Origin of the sequence: Mesorhizobium sp. M0771, from assembly GCF_040320155.1 — a bacterium.
GTDB lineage: Bacteria > Pseudomonadota > Alphaproteobacteria > Rhizobiales > Rhizobiaceae > Mesorhizobium.
This window is the reverse complement of record NZ_JAMYPC010000005.1, coordinates 91075-110430: the sequence shown is the minus strand read 5'-3', so window position 1 is coordinate 110430 and position 19356 is coordinate 91075. Positions and strand designations below refer to the sequence as shown.

Below are 19356 nucleotides of genomic sequence, written 5' to 3'. Positions count from 1 at the left end.
AGACTTCATCCATAAAGCAAACATCTGCCGCACGGGAGATGGGTAAGTGCGCAGCGGACTTCTGATTGCATGATGCCTATTGTGGCGACGCAAAAAAGTTTTGGTGGCGATGGATTAAGATCCCCGCCTGTTTCGTAAACGGGGCATGAAACGGTCGATGCCACGCTTCGATATTGTCGGACAGCTGGGTTCGCTCAGGCGCTACGCACGCTCGCTGACGCGCGACGGCACTGACGCCGAGGATCTGGTGCACGATGCGCTGGTGCGCGCCTACGAGCGGCGCGACACATTCCGCTCGGGCGGCAATCTGCGGGCATGGTTGCTGTCGATCGTCCACAACGCTTTCATCGACAAGATGCGCTCGCGCCGGTCGGAATCAGCGCGTGTCGAGCAGGCCGGCTATCTCACCGATGCCAGCACGCCGGCGCCGCAGGAACATTCCGTGCGACTGGCGCAGGTGCGCGAGGCCTTTTTCAGTCTGCCGGAGGAGCAGCGTTCGGCGCTGCATCTGGTCGCCATCGAGGGCCTTTCCTACCAGCAGGCCGCCGACGCCAGCGGGGTGCCGCTGGGCACGCTGATGTCGCGTATCGGCAGGGCGCGCGCAGCACTGCGCGAGATGGAAAACGCTGCACCTTCGCCGGCCAAAAGCCATCTGAGGATCGTGGGAGACCCATCATGACCGACCTGTTGCGGGACCCGGTGACCGATACCGATCTCGACGCCTATGTCGACGACCAGCTGGATGTCGCGCGCCGCATCGAGGTCGAGGCGTTCCTGTCGGCTCGTCCGGAGGCTGCGGCGCGGGTGATGTCCGACTTGAGGACGCGCGACGAACTGCGCCTGGCGCTGGCTGCTTCCACAGGCATGGCGCGGCCGGCGACGACTGAAGTCGCGCGCCGGCTGGGCAGGGGGCTGGCCAGTCGCCGCGTCTTCGCCGTGCTGCAGCGGGCGGCCGCGGTCGCCATCTTTGTCGCTGCCGGCTGGCTGGCGAACGGCCTCTTCGGGCCGCTGCTGGTGACCAAGGTCGTGGCTTCGCCGCCGCCGCCCGCCTATGTCGAAGAAGCGATCCGGGCGCACAAGACGACGCTCATGCGCGAGGCGATGCCCTCGCAGCTGGAGGCGCCCAACTACAATGGCGACGAAATCCGCGCCGCCACCGCAATCGTCATGCCATCGCTGCCCAAGGACTGGAAGGTCCGCGACGTCCAGATCTATCCGTCGCGCTTCGGGCCGAGCGTCGAGGTGGCGCTGGAGACGAAGGATATGGGGCTGGTCTCGCTGTTTGCGATCCGGCCCGGAACCTTCGACGTGGTCAAGCCTGCCATCGCGCCCTCCGGCGACATCTCCTCTGCCTATTTCCAGATCGGCGAGGTCGCGTACGCGGTCGTCGCGCGCAGCGATGTCCACGACCTCGACCGCACCGTCGAGACGCTTGCCAAGACACTTTACTGATCAGGACACTTTACTGATCAAGACGCTTTACTGAGACCACATAAGGAGAACCCGCAATGAATACCCCTGACCTCGGATACCGCATGGGCACTGGCGCGCGCGCCGGCGCCGTCTATGACGAGGGCCTGCGCAGCCACATGCTGCGCGTCTACAATTATATGGGCATCGGCCTCGTCGTCACCGGCATCGTTGCCATGGTGGTGTCCTCGACGCCGGCCCTCTACGTGCCGATCTTTTCCAGCCCGCTGAAATGGGTGGTGATGCTGGCGCCGCTCGCCTTCGTGCTGTTGTTTTCGTTCAAGATGCAGACGATGTCGGCGGCGAGCGCCCAGTTGATGTTCTGGGCCTTCTGCGCGGTGATGGGCCTGTCGCTGGCTTCGGTGTTCCTGGTCTTCACCGGCACCAGCATCGCGCGCACCTTCTTCATCACCGCCACCATGTTCGGCGCCACCAGCCTCTACGGCTACACGACCAAGCGCGACCTGACCCAGTTCTCGTCGTTCCTGATCATGGGTCTGATCGGCGTGGTGATCGCCAGCGTCGTCAACATCTTCCTCGGCTCGACCGCGCTGCAGTTCGCCATTTCGGTGATCGGCATCGCGGTGTTCGTTGGCCTGACCGCCTGGGACACGCAGACGATCAAGGAACAGTATGCTGAGAATTTCGACGCGGAATCGCAGCAGAAGCTCGCCGTCTTCGGCGCGCTGTCGCTCTACCTGAACTTCGTCAACATCTTCCAGCTGCTGCTGAACTTCACCGGCGAACGCGAATAGTCGAACCGTAGCAAGGCAACAATCTCGATCTCGCAGTGGCCGGAGGAGAATCTCCGGCCACTGTCGTTTTGGCGTGGAGACATCGCTCCTCTATCAGCGCGATGTCGCTGCGCCCTTGAGTCCATGCGGGCTTTTGCTAACCTGCCGCTCGCACGCAGCTTTCCGCGAGAACGCATGGAACAAGTGACGCTTCAGGGCGACGGCATCTCGGCAACCATTGTCGGGCAGGGGGCCGAGCTCGTCTCCTTGCGCAATGCCGAGGGTCTGGAGTTTTTGTGGCAGGCCGGGCCGGAATGGCGGCGGCATTCGCCGGTGCTGTTTCCGATCGTCGGCCGGCTGAAGGGGGACCAGCTTCGCCATCGGGGCCGGGTCTATCCCCTGACGCAGCACGGATTTGCCCGCGACAAGCCATTTGTGTGGGCTGACGCGAGCCCCCGATCCTGCACGCTGGTGTTGACCGACGATGCCGATACACGCACGCGCTATCCGTTCGCCTTTCGCCTTGCCATCACCTACACCCTCGAGCGTCGCGAACTTGGTGTGAGCTTCGAGATTGCCAACACCGGCGACGAGACGCTGCCAGCCTCCATCGGTGCACATCCGGCTTTCAATTGGCCATTGCAGCCGGGGCTCGCCAAGACAGACTACCACCTGACCTTTGCCCAGGACGAGCCGGCGCCGATCCGCCGGCTGAAGGATGGCCTGGTGCTGGCTGCACCGCGGCCGACGCCTATCGAAGGCAAAACGCTGGCGCTTTCCGAACAGCTGTTCGAGGCAGACGCCGTGATCCTCGACCGGCCGGCCAGCACCAGCGTGCGCTATGCCGCCGCGAACGGTGCGGCGATCGAGATGTCGTGGCAGGGTTTTAAGGAATTGGGCATCTGGTCGAAGCCGGGCGGCGCTCCGTTCCTGTGCATCGAACCCTGGCACGGGCTTGCCAGCCCCGTGGATTTCGATGGCGAGTTCGCGGACAAGCCGGGCGTGATGCTGATCGCGCCCGGTGAAAAGCGCGTGCTGAGCTATCAGGTACGGCTCGAGCATGCGCCGCTGTGACCGATGAACCAGAGACAGGCGCGATGAAACTTGGCTTCATCGGCACGGGTGCCCTTACAGCGGCCATTGTCAGCGGGCTCAAATCCGTCGCGGATAACTCCGTCTCCGTGCTGCTGTCGCCGCGCAATGAAGAGATCGCCGCAGAGCTGGCAGCCCGTTATCCGGATGTGCGTATCGCTGATGACAATCAGGCGGTTCTCGATCAATGCGACCTGGTCATGCTGGCTGTCCGGCCGCAAATTGCGCATGACGTCCTGCCGGGTTTGCGGTTTCGGCGCGAGCATCACCTCATCAGCTTGATCGCCACGCTGCCGCGCGAGGAGATTGCCCGCTTGACCGCACCCGCGCACCAGGTGACGAAAGCGCTGCCCATGCCGATGATCGCCCACCGGCTGGGGGCAACGATCATCTGCCCGCCGGATGCCACTGTCGCTGCCTTGTTCGGCAATCTGGGGAAAGTGATCGAGGTCGAGAACCCAGCCGAATTCAACGCGTTGAGCGTGGCCACCGCAACCTATGCCAGCTACTTTAGATATCTCGATACAATTAACAGCTGGCTCAAGAGGAATGGCGTGGAGGAAGGGAAGGGGCGCGATTACATCGCCTCGCTTTTCAAAGCCTTGGGATGCGCTCCTGATATGTCGCCGGATGCCGACTTCATGCATCTGGCGCAGGACTATGCGACGCGCGGCGGCATCAACGAACAGGTTCTTCGCGAACTCACGGCGCGAAACATGTTCGAGGCGCTCACCGAGAGCCTGGACGGCGTACACCGGCGCATCGTCGGCGATACGCCTTGATGGGCGGTACCTTGAAATTCCCTGATGATCAGGAGTATGGCTCCAACGGATGTTCCGGACCGTTCGGGAGGGTCGGCGGGTGCCTGGATGCTTGAAATTGGGCTTTGTGGCAGCGGCGCTGGCTGTGCTGATTGTCTTTCCGGTCGCTGCCGCCGACATCGACCGCGCCAGCCTCTACCGCGCGCAATCGGTGACCAGCGGCACTGGCGAGGAGAACCGGGCCTGGGGCCTGGCGCCGTGCCTTGAAGAGGTGCTGGTCAAGGTTTCCGGCGACCCGCGGCTGATCGGCGACCCGCGTGTTGCGGACATGAGCCGGCACGCGGCCGACTATGTCACTGGTGTCGGCTACCGCGACCTGCTCAACAACCGCCCGCCGCATGACGAGCAGGGCACCCACGACCGGCCGCATTACATCACCGCCGATTTCGACCCGGACAAGATCGATGCCTTGCTGGCGTCGCTCGGGCGCAAACCGTGGGCGGTGCCGCGGCCAACAATCGTCGCACTGCTGGATGTAAGGCCGATGAAAGGCGACGGCTTCACGCTGGTGCGCGATGGCGGCGGCGAGCTTGCGGCGGATATGCGCGTTGCGCTGGCGGACGCGGCGCACCGGACCGGTTTGCCGCTGGAGTTGCCTCGGCCGTCCGACGTCGCGCTCGCCGACGTGGCCAACACGCTGGATGGGGACGCCCTGCTTGCCGGCACTTTGGCATGGCGCCAGGAAGCGCTGGGTTGGGTCGGCGACTGGCGGCTCAGCTTCAAGGACAAGGACTATCGCTGGCAGGTACGTGGCGTCAGTTTCGACGATGCGTTCCGCAACGCCACGCGCGGAACGCTGCAGATCCTGTCGGGCAATGGAGAGCCGGAAGCCGTCACGCCCTGACTTCAAGGGAACCTTCTTGCCGGAGCGCCGTAAACAAAGTGGCGGGCAAGCTTTGAGCAAGGAGGTAGAATTGCAACATCGCCGGATCGACGTTGACGGAAACAGCATCTTCTATCGCGAAGACGGCCCGCCTGATGCTCCCGTCCTCCTGCTGCCGCACGGCTATCCGTGCTCGTCCTATCAATTCCGAAGGTTGATGCCGGCACTTGCCGATCGCTGGCATACATTCGCGCCGGACTTTCCCGGCTTTGGCTACAGCGGCACGCCCGAAATGTCGGACTTTGGCTATGATTTCGATGCCTATGCCGGGCTTCTGACAGCTTTCGCCGATGCGCTCGGCACGTCGCGCTATGCGCTCTGGCTGCACGATTATGGCTCTCAGATCGGACTGCGCCACGCCATCGCACATCCCGAGCGCATCGCCGCACTCATTATCCAGAACGGTGACATCTACGAGGACGTTCTCGGGCCGAAATACGCCGCCATAAAAGCCTATTGGAATGAGAAGACGCCCGAAAAGCATCGGCCGTTGGAAGAGGCGGTAAGCGAGGAGGGCTTCCGGCACGAGTTTGTCGGAGAGGTGGATGACGCTGTAGCCGAGCGCGTGCCTCCCGATCTTTGGAAACTCCACTGGCCTTTGATGGACACGCCGATCCGCCGGCGGCTCGCGGTCAACCTGATGGAGAAGTTGGAGGCGAACCTCGGCTGGTTCCCCCGCTATCAGAGCTTTCTGCGCGAGCACCAACCTCCGACGCTCATCGTTTGGGGTCCCGAGGATGGTTACATGCCGGCGCAATCGGCGCATGCCTACCAGCGCGATTTGCCGGAAGCAGAACTTCATCTCATCGGCGGCGCCGGCCACTGGTTGCTCGAAACCCATTTCGATGAGGCGCTTCCGCTGGTGCGCGATTTTCTGGCGCGCGTCCACAGTCAGGAAGCGAAAGGGACGGGCAGGGCGGCCGGCCGGGCGTAGACCCCTCCGTTGCGGTCATCGGATCGATCTGCAACCATGGCGTCATGATGGAAAAGTCTGCCGCGCCCTGGCCTCTGCTGCAAATCGCGATCGAGCCGAAGTCGCGGGCCGATCAGGAGAAGCTGCTTGTCACTTCGTCCAAGCTCGCGCCTGACGACCGCGACCCGTCCGCTGCCATGGCCATGGCCAGATGACGTCGCCAAAATTCTCCTCGCGGGCAGGGTTCCTTGTCGGCCTCGGCATCACGCCCGTCGCCTTTTTCCTGGCGCTCTATTCGGCCGGAGCCGGGCATGGCGACTATGGGCTGGCGCGACTTCTCTATCCGGTCCCCATGCTGGCAACGCTGTTGACCAACACAACGATCACCGGCCTTTCCATCGGATTGGCTGCGCTGCAGTTTCCTGCCTATGGGGCATTTGTTGCGGGCGCCGGCGGCTCCAGATGGCTGGCCCTTGGCGTCTTCCATCTTGTTGCAATCGCAGCAGCCTTCAGCGGCCTCCTGGAAAGCTTCTCGGGATGACGCTCCTGTTCGTTATCCTGGTGCCAGCCCGTCGAGCAGGAAGTCGAGGCCTTTGCGAAAGGCGCCATCCCAATCGCTAAGGGGAGAGGGGGGAATCGACCTGAAGCAGCCGCTCGTTAATGAGGCGATCATCCCATACCTGCACCTCGATGAACTTGTCATACTTCATCGTTGGATCGGTCTTCCAGCGCTCACCGGGCATCCCAAATTCGGCCACGACGGCTTCGATCTCACCAAGAGTAAACACTTGCCCGTGGTATCCCTTTCGTTGGGGGCGAAGATCGTCACGCGTCGCGATCGGAAGACTTGCCATGCTGTCTGGATAGGTGAAAGTGAGCGTCTCCGGTGGGAACTCTCGCAGTCGCATAACGAGTGAGCTTGGCCGTGACGGGTCTTTGCCGTCGGCAAAGTCGCCAAGCTAAGAAATAGACCGGACGCTCTAGCTTCGTGGGCCCAAGCAGTCGGCGCCGTTCTCGAATGAGCCATTCCTCCGTTAATCGTCGCCTCTCCAAGTAGTTTGCTTTGATAGCGCGCAGCCCAGACGCTCTGATCTCGTCAAGAACCCGTTCTGCCTGCTCTTCGGACAGCTCGCAAATATTTCTGCACGGTCCTCGACGGGGATCGTAGTTGTGAGTGATGACCTCGGGGAACGATTGCATTCGGGGAAGCTATACGAACCGCGCGTCAGCAGGCCAGATCGCTGGCAGATGGATGCCCCTGAGGGTACCCGTTGGGACGTTGTCGGCAAATCATGCGTTGTATCGCAACCATGGGATGGTGGGATGGTGACCGCCCAGTGAGCGCCGGCCTGCATCTCAGTCAGCAGGGCGTATATTGGCACGCCGCTAATGGAAGCAGCAGCCACATATGAAAGTCGCATAAGATAGATTATGCATGAACTTTCCGAATATAAAGCGAACCTTTTACTACAATATCGGGGATAACGAAACGTTACCCCCGAAAACGAACACGCTGTGATTTGCGTTTTTTTGTCAACAGCACCAAAGGCGCTATTGACGCTTTTTTTTGAACAGCCGTTTCAAGACTGCAACGACAGCGGCGAAGACCGCTGCATAGGCGATCAAAACAAGCAGAGGGCCGAGGACGCTCATGAGCACCACGGCACGTATTTTTTAGACCCACCACCCTTTGATTTATTTGAGCGAGGACGCTCTTTGCAGACTGCTAGAGTTGCGCGCACAGAGTGACGGTCAGAGACCGGCTTAGAGGCAGCTGCTTGGGGGCGTTGCACGCCCCCGACCCCCAGCGCGAGGGGGGCCATGCCCCCCTGAACCCCCATGTAGATTTTTGGGGTGGGGAGTTTTTTAGTCTCCGGCTGTTTCGCTCTTCTAACGGATGATCCGGGCCGCGGGGCCAGTGTTGAGATTATGAGCCGGGAGACATTGCGCTTTGCGCTTTCGGTTGGGGCTAAGAGCCCAGCCGCTACGCGCCTGTCGTGCTCCGCACGCAACCTTTCCACGCGGGCGACACGCTGGATGGCAGCAGTGTCTGGCATCGCCTGTAGGCGTTGCCGCTCTGGAGGGAAGAAGGGCGAGGGGACGCCGCGTTCTAATTTCGAGCGAGCGCCAAAGGCGACCCGCCGCGAGAGAGACGGCGTTATATCCCGCCGTACCGCGCTGCGCCGAGGCTCGGCAGGCCGATCCCGACGATCCTTCTTTTTCCGATTTTCGTATCCCATGTTGCATCCCCTTCCTCGTTTGTGAAAAACCATAAGCGCCCGCTTATAGTGTCGGAGTAATAGCAATTGTGAGACTCGCTGAACAGCGGCTTTGATCCGCCTGGAGGCGGGCCGAGAGGCTTGACGCCGCGAGGTCCGCGAGGCTGTAGGATTTCGGGCCGCTTGCGCGTGTTCCCGTCAACCCACCAGTCGAGAAGATCGGAGTGGGGCCAACGGTCGTTGCCGTGGACCTTCCACCAAGCTACGCAGAAGCTACGCAAGAACTCTTCCATGACGGCACTTTGCTTTGAGAGATAGAACTTCTCAGGCAGGCCGGTTTTAGAGTTCAGCACATCAGGGAACCAGTAGAAGCTATCGCGAGGCGATATGCCCTGTTGTGCGTAATCAATTCCGAGCTTGCGGAAGTAGGGAACACCGATTGCCGGGTTCTTTGACAGGACGAATTTCGCCTGTTTCGCCTCGTCCGAGCCGAGGTCCTTATAGAGGTATTTTACGCAATACCGGATTGATGCATTGGAGGCGACTTCGCTTTGCGAGAAGCCATGAGGCCAATGCTTTTCATCAGATCGAGCGTGGAGGTAACCCCCCGGAGGCTGCGACTGATAAAATAACATCAGATGCCAGTGAGCGCGGCCCTTTGCGGACCCATACTCACCTACTGCGAAATATCTAAATTTGTGTCCGGCTTTGCGGAGACGCTTTAAGTATTTCTGCACATCTGAATAAGTCAGCACCTCCGACGCGGGGACGAGGCCGCCCCCATAGGTCAGTGTCACGAACCGGTTCGCGACGGAGGTACGACTTTCAGCAATGCACCTGCCGACCCAATCTTGGGCACGGACAGAGAAGCATTGCATACATTTACGACACCCAACGGCTGTTCCGTCAGGCAGATTCCTGGGGGAACTACACATAGCGACGGCCACCGTTGAGAGTGTCAGTAATTGCACTATACGACGAGAAGCGGGTGCGGGTGCGGCGCGCGCGATAAATCGCACGACGCCGCTCGTCAAGAGGCTTGCCGAATGAAATCTGCATGATTTCGAACTCCAAAAAATTGGCGCAGAGACGCCGACCGCAGCAGAGCCGCAGCCGGAGTTAAGAACGGGCCGAACGCCCTAGTTTGTTGACTTGGCTGCCGCCAAGTCACGCGCCTTCGCGCTGACCTGGTCGAGCAGCTACGCAGTTACAACAGAGACCGCCACCGACGCATTTCCCAATGCGCGGGATCATAGATGGTCTCCCAGTCGCCGCCCCAGTCGATACGCAACTGGTTACGAGCGGCGACATCCTTCCCGATATGGCCGATCACGGCCCACTCTTTCCGGGTCAGGTCCCACGCACGGCGGGAATGGACCATGTCAACAGCCATGCCGAAGTTGTGCGGGCTTTCGCCCGCCTGTGCACGGCTGTTTCCTGCCGCATAGGCGGCATCCTGAGCGGAGCTAGACCTTACGAAGGTGAAGGCGAACATAGGGACGCCCAGCGCCCTTAGCTGCCTCTGGAAGGCATCGTGAAACTTGAGAATTTCCGGCCTAGCACCCTCCCGCGAAGCGCGGAGTTGCTGACCGGCGTATTTCTCGCCCATCATAAAAGCGCGGTCGCGCAGGCCGAGTAGAACGGTCTCGTTTTCAGGCGAAGCCTCGCGAGACGGGAGGAGCGGAGCGGAGCCCGCGAGAGCCTTGAGCGGCATTGGTGGTTCCCTTCCACGTTTGAGATATTGAGAGATCGAGACGGCAGCGGCCCGAGCGCGAACGCCCGAGCCGCCTTCACTGTCACCAGCGGCCACTGTCCGGCCTATTCGACCGAGCCGCTAGCCGGTTCATTGTCCGGCCCGCTGCCGGTGTCGGCAGGAAGTAACTGTTGTCCCGACCCGTCCGCTGGAACTGCTGCCTTGCCGGCTTTGCCTGCAGGGTCTTTTGGTAGTTTTTCACGTTTCGGAGCCGTTGGCTCATGAACTCCGTTGCCATCGTCTTGCCTTTCTGTTGGGAGCGCCGCGAGCCGGCGCGTGATTTCCTCATCGAGTTGAGCCATGCGGGTTTGCATGTTCTGGTTCATGAGGAACTCCATCATTTCGACCTGGGGATTGCGCTCCCGACGATGAGCAATCGTCAGGAAGCTATCGCCCGCGTTTGGCGCGACCAGTTCGAATTTTTCGTATTCGGGCGACGAGAACAAAAGTTCGCCGCCCGCCTCAAGGTCGGGGATCAGAGACACGTCGCCAACGCCCACGCCGAGCTCGAGCGTGGACACGCCGACAGGCGTGACAGTGAGGAAGTCTTGCAGTACTTCGCCATCGACCGAGACACGCTCGACAGTCCAGTAAACCGGAGCCGAAGCGCGGAGCTCGACCCGAATGGTACGAGCCTTATGCGGCGAGAAGGTCAGCTTGTTGCCGGTGTCGAGACGCGTCCAGCGGCCAACATCGGAAATACGGATCACGTTCATTTCACGTTCCTTTGATTTGACTGTTGAAGGGGAGGGCAGGGGGCTTACGCCCCCATGCCGTTAGGGCTTCACGATCCGGACCTGATCGATCTTCGAGAGAACCGTGGCGTAGTCGTTCGTGCTCTCGACCAGCGGCGGCCCGAAGACGGTATTTCCCTCGATGAGAAAATCGCCCTGGGTGACGGCCTCGAACGGATCCTGATTGGTCACCACGAACACCGAGGTGTTCATATTGGTGCACAGGTAGAAATCCGCGTTGAGGGTTGGGTCAGTCGTTTCGACCGCCCACAGGCGCTGCCGATCTTCATCGAACGCGCCGCCCGGTGTCGGCTTCCAGAACTTGCCGCCGATACGCGGCTGCATGACGTTCCACCGGTAGTTGAGCGGTGCGTAGCCGAACGTGCCAGCAGGCACAGTGTGCGCCACATCCACGTAGCGGTTTGGCACCGCCTCGATCTTTTCAGGGTCGAGAGTGTCGCGGAGGTAGTGCGGGAAAGCCCCGCCAGTGTGCTGGTTCGCACCGGCGACCAGCGGATAGTGATACAGCGGATCGGCCTGACGCTCGAACATCTGTTCCGGCGTGATTTCGGCGATGATCATAATGATGCCACCGACCGGAACTTGCGGGGTCTGGATCGACATATCGACCTGAGTGGCCCCGTTGACGACGCTTTCGGTAAGATTGGCAGCGTCCGACGCATAGCGCTTGGACATGCCGAAAATCGTCGTCTGCTCACCGAGTAGCATCGGCTGGCGCAAGGCCTGCTCGGGGATGGTGAGGCCATCCATGAGCATGTTGATCAGATACTGATCGTCCAGTTCGTTGTACTGCGTGCGGAGCTTGGCGAAGGCCTGCGTCTGCTTGGCCATTTCGATGTTGGCCAGCGAGACGGTAATCCCGTTCGCCTGCATTTCGGCGTAGATCGCCGGAGCGGCGTTCAAGTTGGTTGTGCCGGTCAGCTTGTAAATCAGACCGGTTGTGTTGCCCGAGTTCATGCTCGGGTTGTAGGTAGCGGCGCCGCCGCCAGTTTCACGAACGTTGACCGAGGCCTGCGGCGCCGTAGCGCCTGCGGCCTGATAGCCGATGCCCTTCACAGGCAGCTGCGTGTTGACCACGTTCAGCGCGACGTTTCCGTCGTTTAGAGCCTGATCGAAGTCCGGCACCACGTGCTTGAACTGCTCATGACGCCAGAAGGCGGGAGCCAAGCTCTTGTCAGTGAGTGCACGCGTAGGCAGACCCGGCGAACGGTTCTTGGCACGAAAGTTCCAGATTTCGTTATAGGCCTCGTGATAGGCGAGGGTGGTTATGTCGCCGGTTTTGGCATGCAAGCCGAGATAGGTCTTGATGTCGTCCGGCGTGACCGAATTGTGCGTCTCACGCTGCACAAAGGGCTGGACCGGGCCAGCCGTATATTGCTCGGTCCCGTCATAAGCGCGGTTTACCGCATCGACAGAGTCGAAGCGTGTAAACGCAGACCAAGGGACGAGGTAGGCTTTCACCGAGACGTACACGGCATTCATGAGAATTTCGGCCGTCTCCATCATTTCGAAGGTGAAGCGCAGCCGCCCAGAGCGGACAGCGTCCTCACGGAGAAGCGGCACGGCCGCGATAGGCACACATTTGCCAGCGGGCAGGGAGGTGATGCCCCGCGCCGTGTGGACGCGGTTAGAGCGGTTGACCATGATTGGCGTGGTCAGCATCCGGTTCATGCGCAGCATGTCACCGGAGCCGTGGGCGATCTCACCGTTTTTTGGCGTATCCATTTTTACGACCTTTCAAAGAGCGCGTTACGCGCGTTGCAGTGTTTGAGATTGCCCGGAGCGTCCGGGCCACGGCCTTGCGCCGCCGTGCGCAGGCGGCGCACGGCATCAGTAGCCGCCGAGGGGTCCAGCCCCATAAGTCGGCCACATGGGCGGCAGCTGGAAATCGTTCCCGGCTGGCATGTTGCCAGACAGAGGAACTTTCTTCCCAGCGCGGAAGGGCCGATTAACGGCCTCCCAGGCATCGGTCAGGGGCGTCTTGCCAAACGGACGAGCGATGTTCTCGCTTAGATCGCCGAAGGCATTAATTGCGCCGCCAACCCAGCCGCCGAGGTCGGAATAACGCGCCTCCCATGCGTCGGCGTCGACCAACCGGCTGTCAACGACACCCGGACCCGGCAACGGATTGGTGACCGTAGTTTTACCGGGAGTAGGGGGCGACTGCATCGAGAGAGACGCAGCGCCAGACCGACGCAGAACCGGGCCGGACGGCGTGGAAGCCGTCCGATTGTAGGAGCCGGATTGCGCGTTGAGATTGTTGATTTGAGCCTCAACATATCGGCTTTCCTGCTCACGCTTCGCATCCGCGAACGGGTCAAAGTTTTGCAGGAAATTCCCGGCAGTAGAGAGAGCAGCGGACAAGCCGCCGCTGCCGGGTGAAGTAGTGGACGTGAACCCGGCAGAGCCACCGTTGCGGATGGCAGTTAGCGGGTTGAAACCAGCCGCCGAGGCATCATCAGCCATTTGCTGATAATTGACCCGGCTAGTTGTGGTTTCTTTCTTACCACCGAGCAGGCTCCCAAGGATGGAAGCGCCTGCACCCAAGAGCGCCCCAATGAATTTAGGACGCCTCCTTGTCGACGTCTGGCGTTAGCCAGCGGGTGCAGAGATCGATGCCGACCAGCAGAACGGCGATGAGGCCGTTTACGATCTGGTCGGTCATGTCGCCGTCCATGCCCTTGGCGATCAGATAGGCGGCCAAAGCCGTACCGATCCGGGTTACCAAAGGCGTCAGGACATGGCGAAGAAGTACGGATTTGTACATTCGCTTTCCCTTCGGTTTTGGTTCGCCTCACTTCGGAATATGAATTAGTCGCATAAGATAGATTATGGAACTTGTGCATTAGACTGAAGCTGGAAATTGCTGCGATTTTCACGGGTTTGGCATGATCGACGCGTGTTGCCTTGAGCCGATGGCCAACGCTACGCTGTGTCGATGACGACAGCAACGCGTGACATCGAAGCGGCGATCGAAGTGTTCGTGCACGGCTTCAGTACCGATAAGAGCCGTTCCTTTCCCTACGAGGCCAGCCGCGTCGGACCCTTGTGGCTGATGCGCGATGCCGAGCGCAAGAATGCACGCGACTACCGTGGCGAAGAATGGATCGTCCATGACGTCGCCGCCGAGGAAGCCGATGCCATCGTGCGGCAGCATGCGCGGCCAAGCTTTGCCGTTTCGGTCGTGATCGCGAATGACGGCCCGGACGAACCGACGCGAACTGCCTACAAGGCGCTCGGCTACCGGCTGCTGCGGACGGAAGGCTTTTTCGTCCAGTCGCTGCGCCAAATTCCAGACCCGCCAGCAATCGTCTCTATCGAACGCGTGAGGACGGCTGAACGCGCTGCACAACTGGGAAAGGTCATACGCAGGCGGCCACTTCCAGACGATCAACTCGGCGACGATGCGCCGTTTCGCCAGTATGTGGCGCTCGATGGCGACGCCATCGTCGGGCGTGTGCGCAGCATAGACGCCGTCGGCGCCACATGGTGCTCGGCAATGTTTGTCGAGCCTTCGCACCGGCGTCGAGGCATCGGCCAGGCGCTGATGGCCAAAATGCTGCATGACGACAAAGTGCATGGGTCGCGGTGCTCAATGCTGTTGGCGACGCGTGCCGGAGCGCTGCTTTATCCCCGCATGGGCTATGAGCGGATTGGAACGCTGCTGATCTTCGCGCCGAAGAACCGAACGTCCTTATAAAGATCTGCTCGTATCATGCTGTCTCATAAAGGAATTTCGATCACCATGCCGTCATAGGCCGGAGTGACGTTGGCCGGCACCTCGGCCTTCACCGTGGCATAGTCGAGCGGCACATGCATATGCGTCAGCACGGCCTGTTTCGGCGCCAGTTTTTCAATCCAGCCAAGCGCCTGACCGAGCGACAGATGACTGGGATGGGTATGGTACTGCAAGGCATCGATGACCAGCATTTCCAGGCCGCGCAGCCGCTCGGCGGTGGCATCCGGGAAGTCGCTTATATCGGGGCAGTAGGCCAGCCCGCCGATGCGGAAGCCGAGCGAAATGATGTCGCCATGGATCTGCGGCAGCGGCTCGAGGGTGAGGGCACCGCCCTCGCCTTCGATCGTCACCGCCCTTGCGTGATCGATGATGTGCGGCCTGACGATCGGCGGATAGGAACTGCCAAACGGCGTCTCGAAGCAATAGCCGAACGCTTCGCGCAGCCTGAGCATGGTCGGCTGGTCGGCATGGACATCGATCAAATGGCGCTGCTCCAGCACGTAGCCGCGCAGATCGTCGATGCCGTGGATGTGGTCGGCGTGCGGATGCGTATAGACGACGGCGTCGATGCGCCGGACCGCCGCCATCAGCATCTGCTCACGGAAATCAGGCCCGGTGTCGATGACGACCGTGGTTCTGGCGCCGTTGGCTGCTATCCGCTCGAGGAGCGCGGCTGAGCGTGTACGCCGGTTTTTCGGATTGGCCGGGTCGCAATTGCCCCAATCGCCGGTGATGCGCGGCGTGCCAGGTGACGAGCCGCAGCCGAGGATGGTGAGGCGCAGCCGGTCGCTCATGCGTCAGAGCCCGGCGGGCCGCGGCATCTTGCCGAACAGCCGGAAGAAGTTCGCCGTCGTCAGCGTCGCGATCTCGGCTTCGCCAACGCCGACCGTCTCCGCCAGCACCTTGGCTGTATGCGCGATATAGGCCGGCTCGTTGCGTTTGCCGCGGAACGGCACCGGCGCCAGATACGGTGCGTCGGTCTCGACCAGCAGCCGGTCATGCGGCACATCGGCTGCGATGGCGCGTAAATCGGCGGAGTTCTTGAAAGTCAGTATGCCCGAGAAGGACACATAGCCACCAAGCGCCACGCCGACCTCTGCCAGCCGTCGCCCCGACGAAAAACAATGCAGGATGAAGGGGAAGGCGCCCTTCCCTGTTTCGTCTTCGAGGATGGCAGCCATGTCGTCATCGGCATCGCGCGAATGGATCACCAGCGGCAAGCCGGTCTCGCGCGCGGCCGCTATGTGAGTGCGAAAGCCCTGCGCCTGCGCATCGCGTGGCGCCTTGTCGTAAAAATAGTCGAGCCCGGCCTCGCCGATCGCCACCACCTTCGGGTGCGCGGACAGGCGCACAAGGTCCTCAGCCGTCACATCCAGCTCTTCGCCGGCATTGTGAGGATGAGTGCCGACCGAGCAATAGATTTCGTCGAAACTCTCGGCAATCTCAAGCACTTGCGCAAACCGCTTCACGCGTGTCGAGATGGTCACCATGTGACCTATACCGGCAGCCTTGGCGCGGGCGACGATGGCCGCCCGCTCCTCGGTGAAATCCGGAAAGTCGAGATGGCAATGGCTGTCGACGAGCATCAGGCGCTCGCCTCAGGGTTTTCGACATAACGCGGAAACACGCCCTCCGGCGCGGGCAGCGCCGTGCCGGGCACCAGCGCATAGTCGGCATGGACATGCGCGAAGTCACGCTTGTCCGCCGGCACCGCCAGCAGGTCCAGCAGCTTGCCGGCCGACCCCGGAATGTAGGGCTGGCACAGCAATGCCACGCGCCGCACCAGTTCGGCGGTCGTCCACAGCACTGTTTCCATGCGCGCCGGATCGGTCTTCTTCAGCGCCCAGGGCGCCTGCGAGGCGAAGTAGCGATCCGCTTCCGCCACAACGCCGAAGATCGCCGCCAACGCGAGATGGATGCCCTGTTCCGCCATCGCCTGGCGCGCGGTACCCAGCGCTTCCACCGCCTGGTCGAGGATCGCGCTGTCGGCTTCGGTCAGCTCGCCGCGATGCGGCACCACGCCGCCGCAGTTCTTGGCGATCATCGACAGCGAGCGCTGCGCCAGATTGCCGAGACCGTTGGCGAGATCGGCATTTGTGCGGTTGACGATCGCGTCATGGCTGTAGCTGCCGTCCTGGCCGAATGGCACCTCACGCAAGAAGAAATAGCGCACCTGGTCGAGGCCGTAATGCTCGACTATGGTGAAGGGGTCTACGACATTGCCGACCGACTTCGACATTTTCTCGCCGCGGTTGAACAGGAAGCCATGCGCGAAGACGCGCTTCGGCAGTTCGATGCCGGCCGACATCAGGAAAGCCGGCCAGTAGACGGCATGGAAGCGGACGATGTCCTTGCCGATAATGTGCGTGGCCGGCCAGTAGCGCCATTGCTCGGCCTTGGTGTCGGGATAGCCGGCAGCGGTGATGTAGTTGGTCAGGGCATCGACCCAGACATACATCACATGCTTGTCGTCGCCCGGCACCGGCACGCCCCAATTGAAGGTCGTGCGCGAGACCGAGATGTCCTTGAGGCCGGACCTGACGAAGCTCATCACCTCATTTCGGCGCTCGGCCGGACCGACGAAATCGGGCTGGCTTTCGTACAGCGCAAGCAATTTGTCCTGATAGGCGGAAAGCCTGAAGAAGTAGCTTTCCTCCTCATTCCATTCGACCGGCGAGCCAAGCGGCTCGCGGCGCACGCCGTCGTCGCCGAGCGTGGTTTCGCTCTCTTCGAAATAGGCTTCCTGGCGGACCGAATACCAGCCACTGTAGCGGTCGAGATAGATGTCGCCATTGGCCGCCATCGCCTTCCAGATCGCCTGGCACGACTCGTAGTGGCGTGGTTCCGTCGTGCGGATGTAATCATCATTCGAGCCGCCCAGGACCTCTGTCATCGAACGGAAGATCGCCGAGTTGCGGTCGGCAAGCGCGAGTGGCGTTATGCCTTCCTTCTCGGCCGTCTGCTGCATCTTGAGGCCGTGTTCGTCAGTGCCGGTGAGGAAGAGCACGTCCTTGCCGTCCAGGCGCTGGAAGCGGGCCAGCGCGTCGGTCGCGATGACCGTATAGGCGTGGCCGATATGCGGCTTGCCGTTCGGATAGAAAATTGGTGTCGTGATGTAGAATGTGTCGCGTGACATGAATTAACCGTCATGAATGGCCGAATGAATGTGAGCGGTGGATATCGCATCGAGACGGCGATTGCCATCCCGCCCCAATGCCGAAACCGGTCACATTCGCATTGCGGAATTCAGGCGGTCGATCATGGTCAAGGCGTGCTGCTTCTTGTCAAGATTGTAGGTATCGGTCTCAGATATGGCGTTCAGCGCCTCGTGCCAAGTGTCGGACAGCGTTTTCGCCCGCGCGAGATCCCCAGCCAGCGCGGCTTCACTGGCGCCGGTGGAGAGCAGATCGAGCGCGCGGCGGTTGAAGATGTCGAACTGGATCGCCTGGTCGCGGCCGGCGACGGCCTCGGCAAGGCGATAGGCGCCGGCGATGTCGCTCTTGCCCGACGTGACCAGGGCGTCGAGCGTGCCGGCAATCTCCAGCCCGCCATATTGGGTCAGAAGGATCGCATTGCGGGCGCTGCCCCCTGCCCGTTCCGCCAATGCCGCGCGCGCGGCAGGATCGGAAGGTGGCGGCGGCTCGACGGTTTCCAGAACGCTCATCAGGCTGCCGGCATCGAGCGGCGTCAGCCGCACCATCTGGCAGCGCGAGCGGATGGTCGGCAAAAGGCTGCCCGGCGCATGCACGATGAGGATGAACAGCGTGCGGCTCGGCGGCTCCTCAAGGTTCTTCAGCAAGGCATTGGCGGCGTTGGTGTTCATGTCGTCGGCCGGATCGACAATCACCACCCGGTAGCTGCCGTCATGCGAGGTCAGCGACAGGAAGCGGTTGACCTTGCGGATCTCGTCGACGGTGACGACCGTCTTGAAGCTCTTGGTCTTGTCGTTCAGCGGCCTGGTCAGATGCAGCACGCCGGGATGCGCCCCTGTGGCGATCTGGCGAAACAGCGGTGAGGCCGGATCGGGAACGGCAAACACATCCGGCGCCTGGTCGAAGGCCGGATGCTTCAACAGATGGTGCGCCAGGTGAAAGGCAAGCGTCGCCTTGCCGATGCCGACCGGCCCGGCAAAGATCAACGCATGCGGCAGTTTTCCCGAGCGATAGGCGGCAGCGAGCATCGCGGCCGCCTGCTCATGGCCGACCAGGCGCAGCGTCTCGGACGGCTCCGGTACACCGTCCAGTGTGTCGTGCTGCTCGGGAGCGATGCGTTCGAAGATCATGCGGGCGCCGCCTGTCGGTTGCGCGCGGGCGCCCTCGCCTCAAGTGCGGCGAACACCACCGCGGTGATGACATCCTCCACCGCAGCGGGAGGCGCCGACGCGTCGATCACGATGCAGCGGTCCGGCTCGGCGGCTGCGATCGCCAGGAAGGCGTCACGGCGGCGCTGGTGGATGTCCAGCGTCTCCTTTTCGAAGCGGTCCGGACCGTCCTCGGCGCCACGCCGCGCGGCGGCGCGCCGCAAGCCCTCGGCGGGGTCAATGTCAAGGATCAGCGTCATGTCCGGCATCATGCCGTTGATGGCGACCTCCTCCAGAGCTTCCATGAAAGCCGGATCGAGGCCGCCGGTGACGCCCTGATAGACGCGCGACGAATCCAGGAAACGGTCGCAAAGCACGATGGAGCCGCGCTCCACCGCCGGCCGGATGACCTGCTCGACATGGTCGGAGCGTGCGGCGGCAAACAGCAGCGCCTCCATCTTCGGCCCGAAAGGCTCGGCGGCGCCGGACAGGAGCACGTGCCTGACCGCCTCGGCGCCGGGTGACCCCCCGGGTTCGCGGGTGAGGAGGACATCGTATTTCTTGGCGCGCATCTTCTGGGCCAGCCGTTCGATCTGCGTCGACTTGCCGGCGCCCTCGCCGCCTTCGAAGGTGATGAAAAATCCGCTTGCCAATCGAAAGGCCTTTGTCCTGCTTTG

General features: G+C 61.7%; 21 protein-coding genes. 9 read left to right on the top strand and 12 right to left on the bottom strand.

All coding sequences use genetic code 11. The features are described from left to right. Nucleotides 1-145: 145 nt before the first annotated feature. The 8 genes from NKI05_RS09695 to NKI05_RS09660 all read left to right on the top strand — a co-directional run bounded on the left by NKI05_RS09695 (nt 146) and on the right by NKI05_RS09660 (nt 6454). Entirely contained in the window at nt 146-679 is a 534-nt protein-coding gene (locus NKI05_RS09695; RefSeq protein ID WP_023668935.1) for a sigma-70 family RNA polymerase sigma factor, read from the top strand. Then, nucleotides 676-1452: an anti-sigma factor family protein gene (locus NKI05_RS09690; RefSeq protein ID WP_023816031.1), complete on the top strand. Its 777-nt coding sequence runs from the start codon at nt 676-678 to the stop codon at nt 1450-1452. Before NKI05_RS09695 ends, NKI05_RS09690 begins: the two co-directional genes overlap by 4 nt. A gap of 56 nt (nt 1453-1508) precedes the next feature. Then, complete coding sequence (locus tag NKI05_RS09685; protein WP_023668937.1) at nt 1509-2225, top strand: Bax inhibitor-1/YccA family protein; 717 nt, start codon at nt 1509-1511, stop codon at nt 2223-2225. A 174-nt stretch (nt 2226-2399) separates the two neighbouring features. Further along, nucleotides 2400-3278, top strand: a complete 879-nt coding sequence (locus NKI05_RS09680; RefSeq protein ID WP_023668938.1) for an aldose 1-epimerase family protein — start codon at nt 2400-2402, stop codon at nt 3276-3278. 23 nt (nt 3279-3301) lie between these two features. Further along, nucleotides 3302-4078 (top strand): pyrroline-5-carboxylate reductase, encoded by a 777-nt coding sequence (locus NKI05_RS09675; RefSeq protein ID WP_023668939.1) that lies wholly within the window; start codon nt 3302-3304, stop codon nt 4076-4078. Nucleotides 4079-4184: 106 nt separating this feature from the next. Then, entirely contained in the window at nt 4185-4961 is a 777-nt protein-coding gene (locus NKI05_RS09670) for a DUF8605 domain-containing protein (protein ID WP_245261936.1), read from the top strand. A 52-nt stretch (nt 4962-5013) separates the two neighbouring features. Then, a complete protein-coding gene (locus NKI05_RS09665; protein WP_050594108.1) occupies nt 5014-5934 on the top strand; it encodes an alpha/beta fold hydrolase in 921 nt (306 codons plus the stop codon). Between the two features lie 190 nt (nt 5935-6124). Further along, complete coding sequence (locus NKI05_RS09660; RefSeq protein ID WP_023696110.1) at nt 6125-6454, top strand: hypothetical protein; 330 nt, start codon at nt 6125-6127, stop codon at nt 6452-6454. A 76-nt stretch (nt 6455-6530) separates the two neighbouring features. Here the strand turns inward: NKI05_RS09660 and NKI05_RS09655 are convergent, their stop codons facing one another. From NKI05_RS09655 to NKI05_RS09625, 7 genes are all read right to left on the bottom strand, one after another. Further along, the gene (locus tag NKI05_RS09655) at nt 6531-6767 is read right to left on the bottom strand and encodes a hypothetical protein (protein WP_352792350.1); all 237 of its coding nucleotides are present in this window, start codon (nt 6765-6767) and stop codon (nt 6531-6533) included. A 1304-nt stretch (nt 6768-8071) separates the two neighbouring features. After that, complete coding sequence (locus NKI05_RS09650; protein WP_352792349.1) at nt 8072-8929, bottom strand: rolling circle replication-associated protein; 858 nt, start codon at nt 8927-8929, stop codon at nt 8072-8074. A 410-nt stretch (nt 8930-9339) separates the two neighbouring features. After that, a complete protein-coding gene (locus NKI05_RS09645; protein ID WP_352792348.1) occupies nt 9340-9846 on the bottom strand; it encodes a M15 family metallopeptidase in 507 nt (168 codons plus the stop codon). 104 nt (nt 9847-9950) lie between these two features. After that, complete coding sequence (locus NKI05_RS09640; protein ID WP_352792347.1) at nt 9951-10601, bottom strand: hypothetical protein; 651 nt, start codon at nt 10599-10601, stop codon at nt 9951-9953. Between the two features lie 60 nt (nt 10602-10661). Next, the gene (locus tag NKI05_RS09635) at nt 10662-12365 is read right to left on the bottom strand and encodes a hypothetical protein (RefSeq protein WP_352792346.1); all 1704 of its coding nucleotides are present in this window, start codon (nt 12363-12365) and stop codon (nt 10662-10664) included. A gap of 105 nt (nt 12366-12470) precedes the next feature. Further along, nucleotides 12471-13187: a hypothetical protein gene (locus NKI05_RS09630; protein WP_352792345.1), complete on the bottom strand. Its 717-nt coding sequence runs from the start codon at nt 13185-13187 to the stop codon at nt 12471-12473. Nucleotides 13188-13203: 16 nt separating this feature from the next. Continuing rightward, nucleotides 13204-13407, bottom strand: a complete 204-nt coding sequence (locus NKI05_RS09625) for a hypothetical protein (protein WP_352792344.1) — start codon at nt 13405-13407, stop codon at nt 13204-13206. Between the two features lie 171 nt (nt 13408-13578). Between NKI05_RS09625 and NKI05_RS09620 the strand changes: the two genes are divergently transcribed. After that, complete coding sequence (locus NKI05_RS09620; RefSeq protein ID WP_352792343.1) at nt 13579-14340, top strand: GNAT family N-acetyltransferase; 762 nt, start codon at nt 13579-13581, stop codon at nt 14338-14340. A 23-nt stretch (nt 14341-14363) separates the two neighbouring features. On the opposite strand, the gene NKI05_RS09615 is transcribed toward NKI05_RS09620, so the two are convergent. The 5 genes from NKI05_RS09615 to tmk form a co-directional block, all read right to left on the bottom strand. Then, on the bottom strand, nt 14364-15173 hold the full coding sequence (locus tag NKI05_RS09615) for an MBL fold metallo-hydrolase (RefSeq protein WP_352792342.1): 810 nt from the start codon (nt 15171-15173) through the stop codon (nt 14364-14366). 3 nt (nt 15174-15176) lie between these two features. Then, nucleotides 15177-15965 (bottom strand): TatD family hydrolase, encoded by a 789-nt coding sequence (locus NKI05_RS09610; protein WP_023696113.1) that lies wholly within the window; start codon nt 15963-15965, stop codon nt 15177-15179. Further along, the gene (metG, locus tag NKI05_RS09605; RefSeq protein ID WP_352792341.1) at nt 15965-17515 is read right to left on the bottom strand and encodes a methionine--tRNA ligase; all 1551 of its coding nucleotides are present in this window, start codon (nt 17513-17515) and stop codon (nt 15965-15967) included. Before metG ends, NKI05_RS09610 begins: the two co-directional genes overlap by 1 nt. A 90-nt stretch (nt 17516-17605) precedes the next feature. Then, on the bottom strand, nt 17606-18661 hold the full coding sequence (locus tag NKI05_RS09600; protein WP_023730621.1) for a DNA polymerase III subunit delta': 1056 nt from the start codon (nt 18659-18661) through the stop codon (nt 17606-17608). Continuing rightward, nucleotides 18658-19332 carry a dTMP kinase gene (gene tmk, locus NKI05_RS09595; RefSeq protein ID WP_023668949.1) on the bottom strand — a complete coding sequence of 225 codons (675 nt, stop codon included), beginning with the start codon at nt 19330-19332 and terminating at the stop codon, nt 18658-18660. The genes NKI05_RS09600 and tmk overlap by 4 nt, the downstream gene beginning before the upstream one ends. Nucleotides 19333-19356 lie beyond the last annotated feature (24 nt).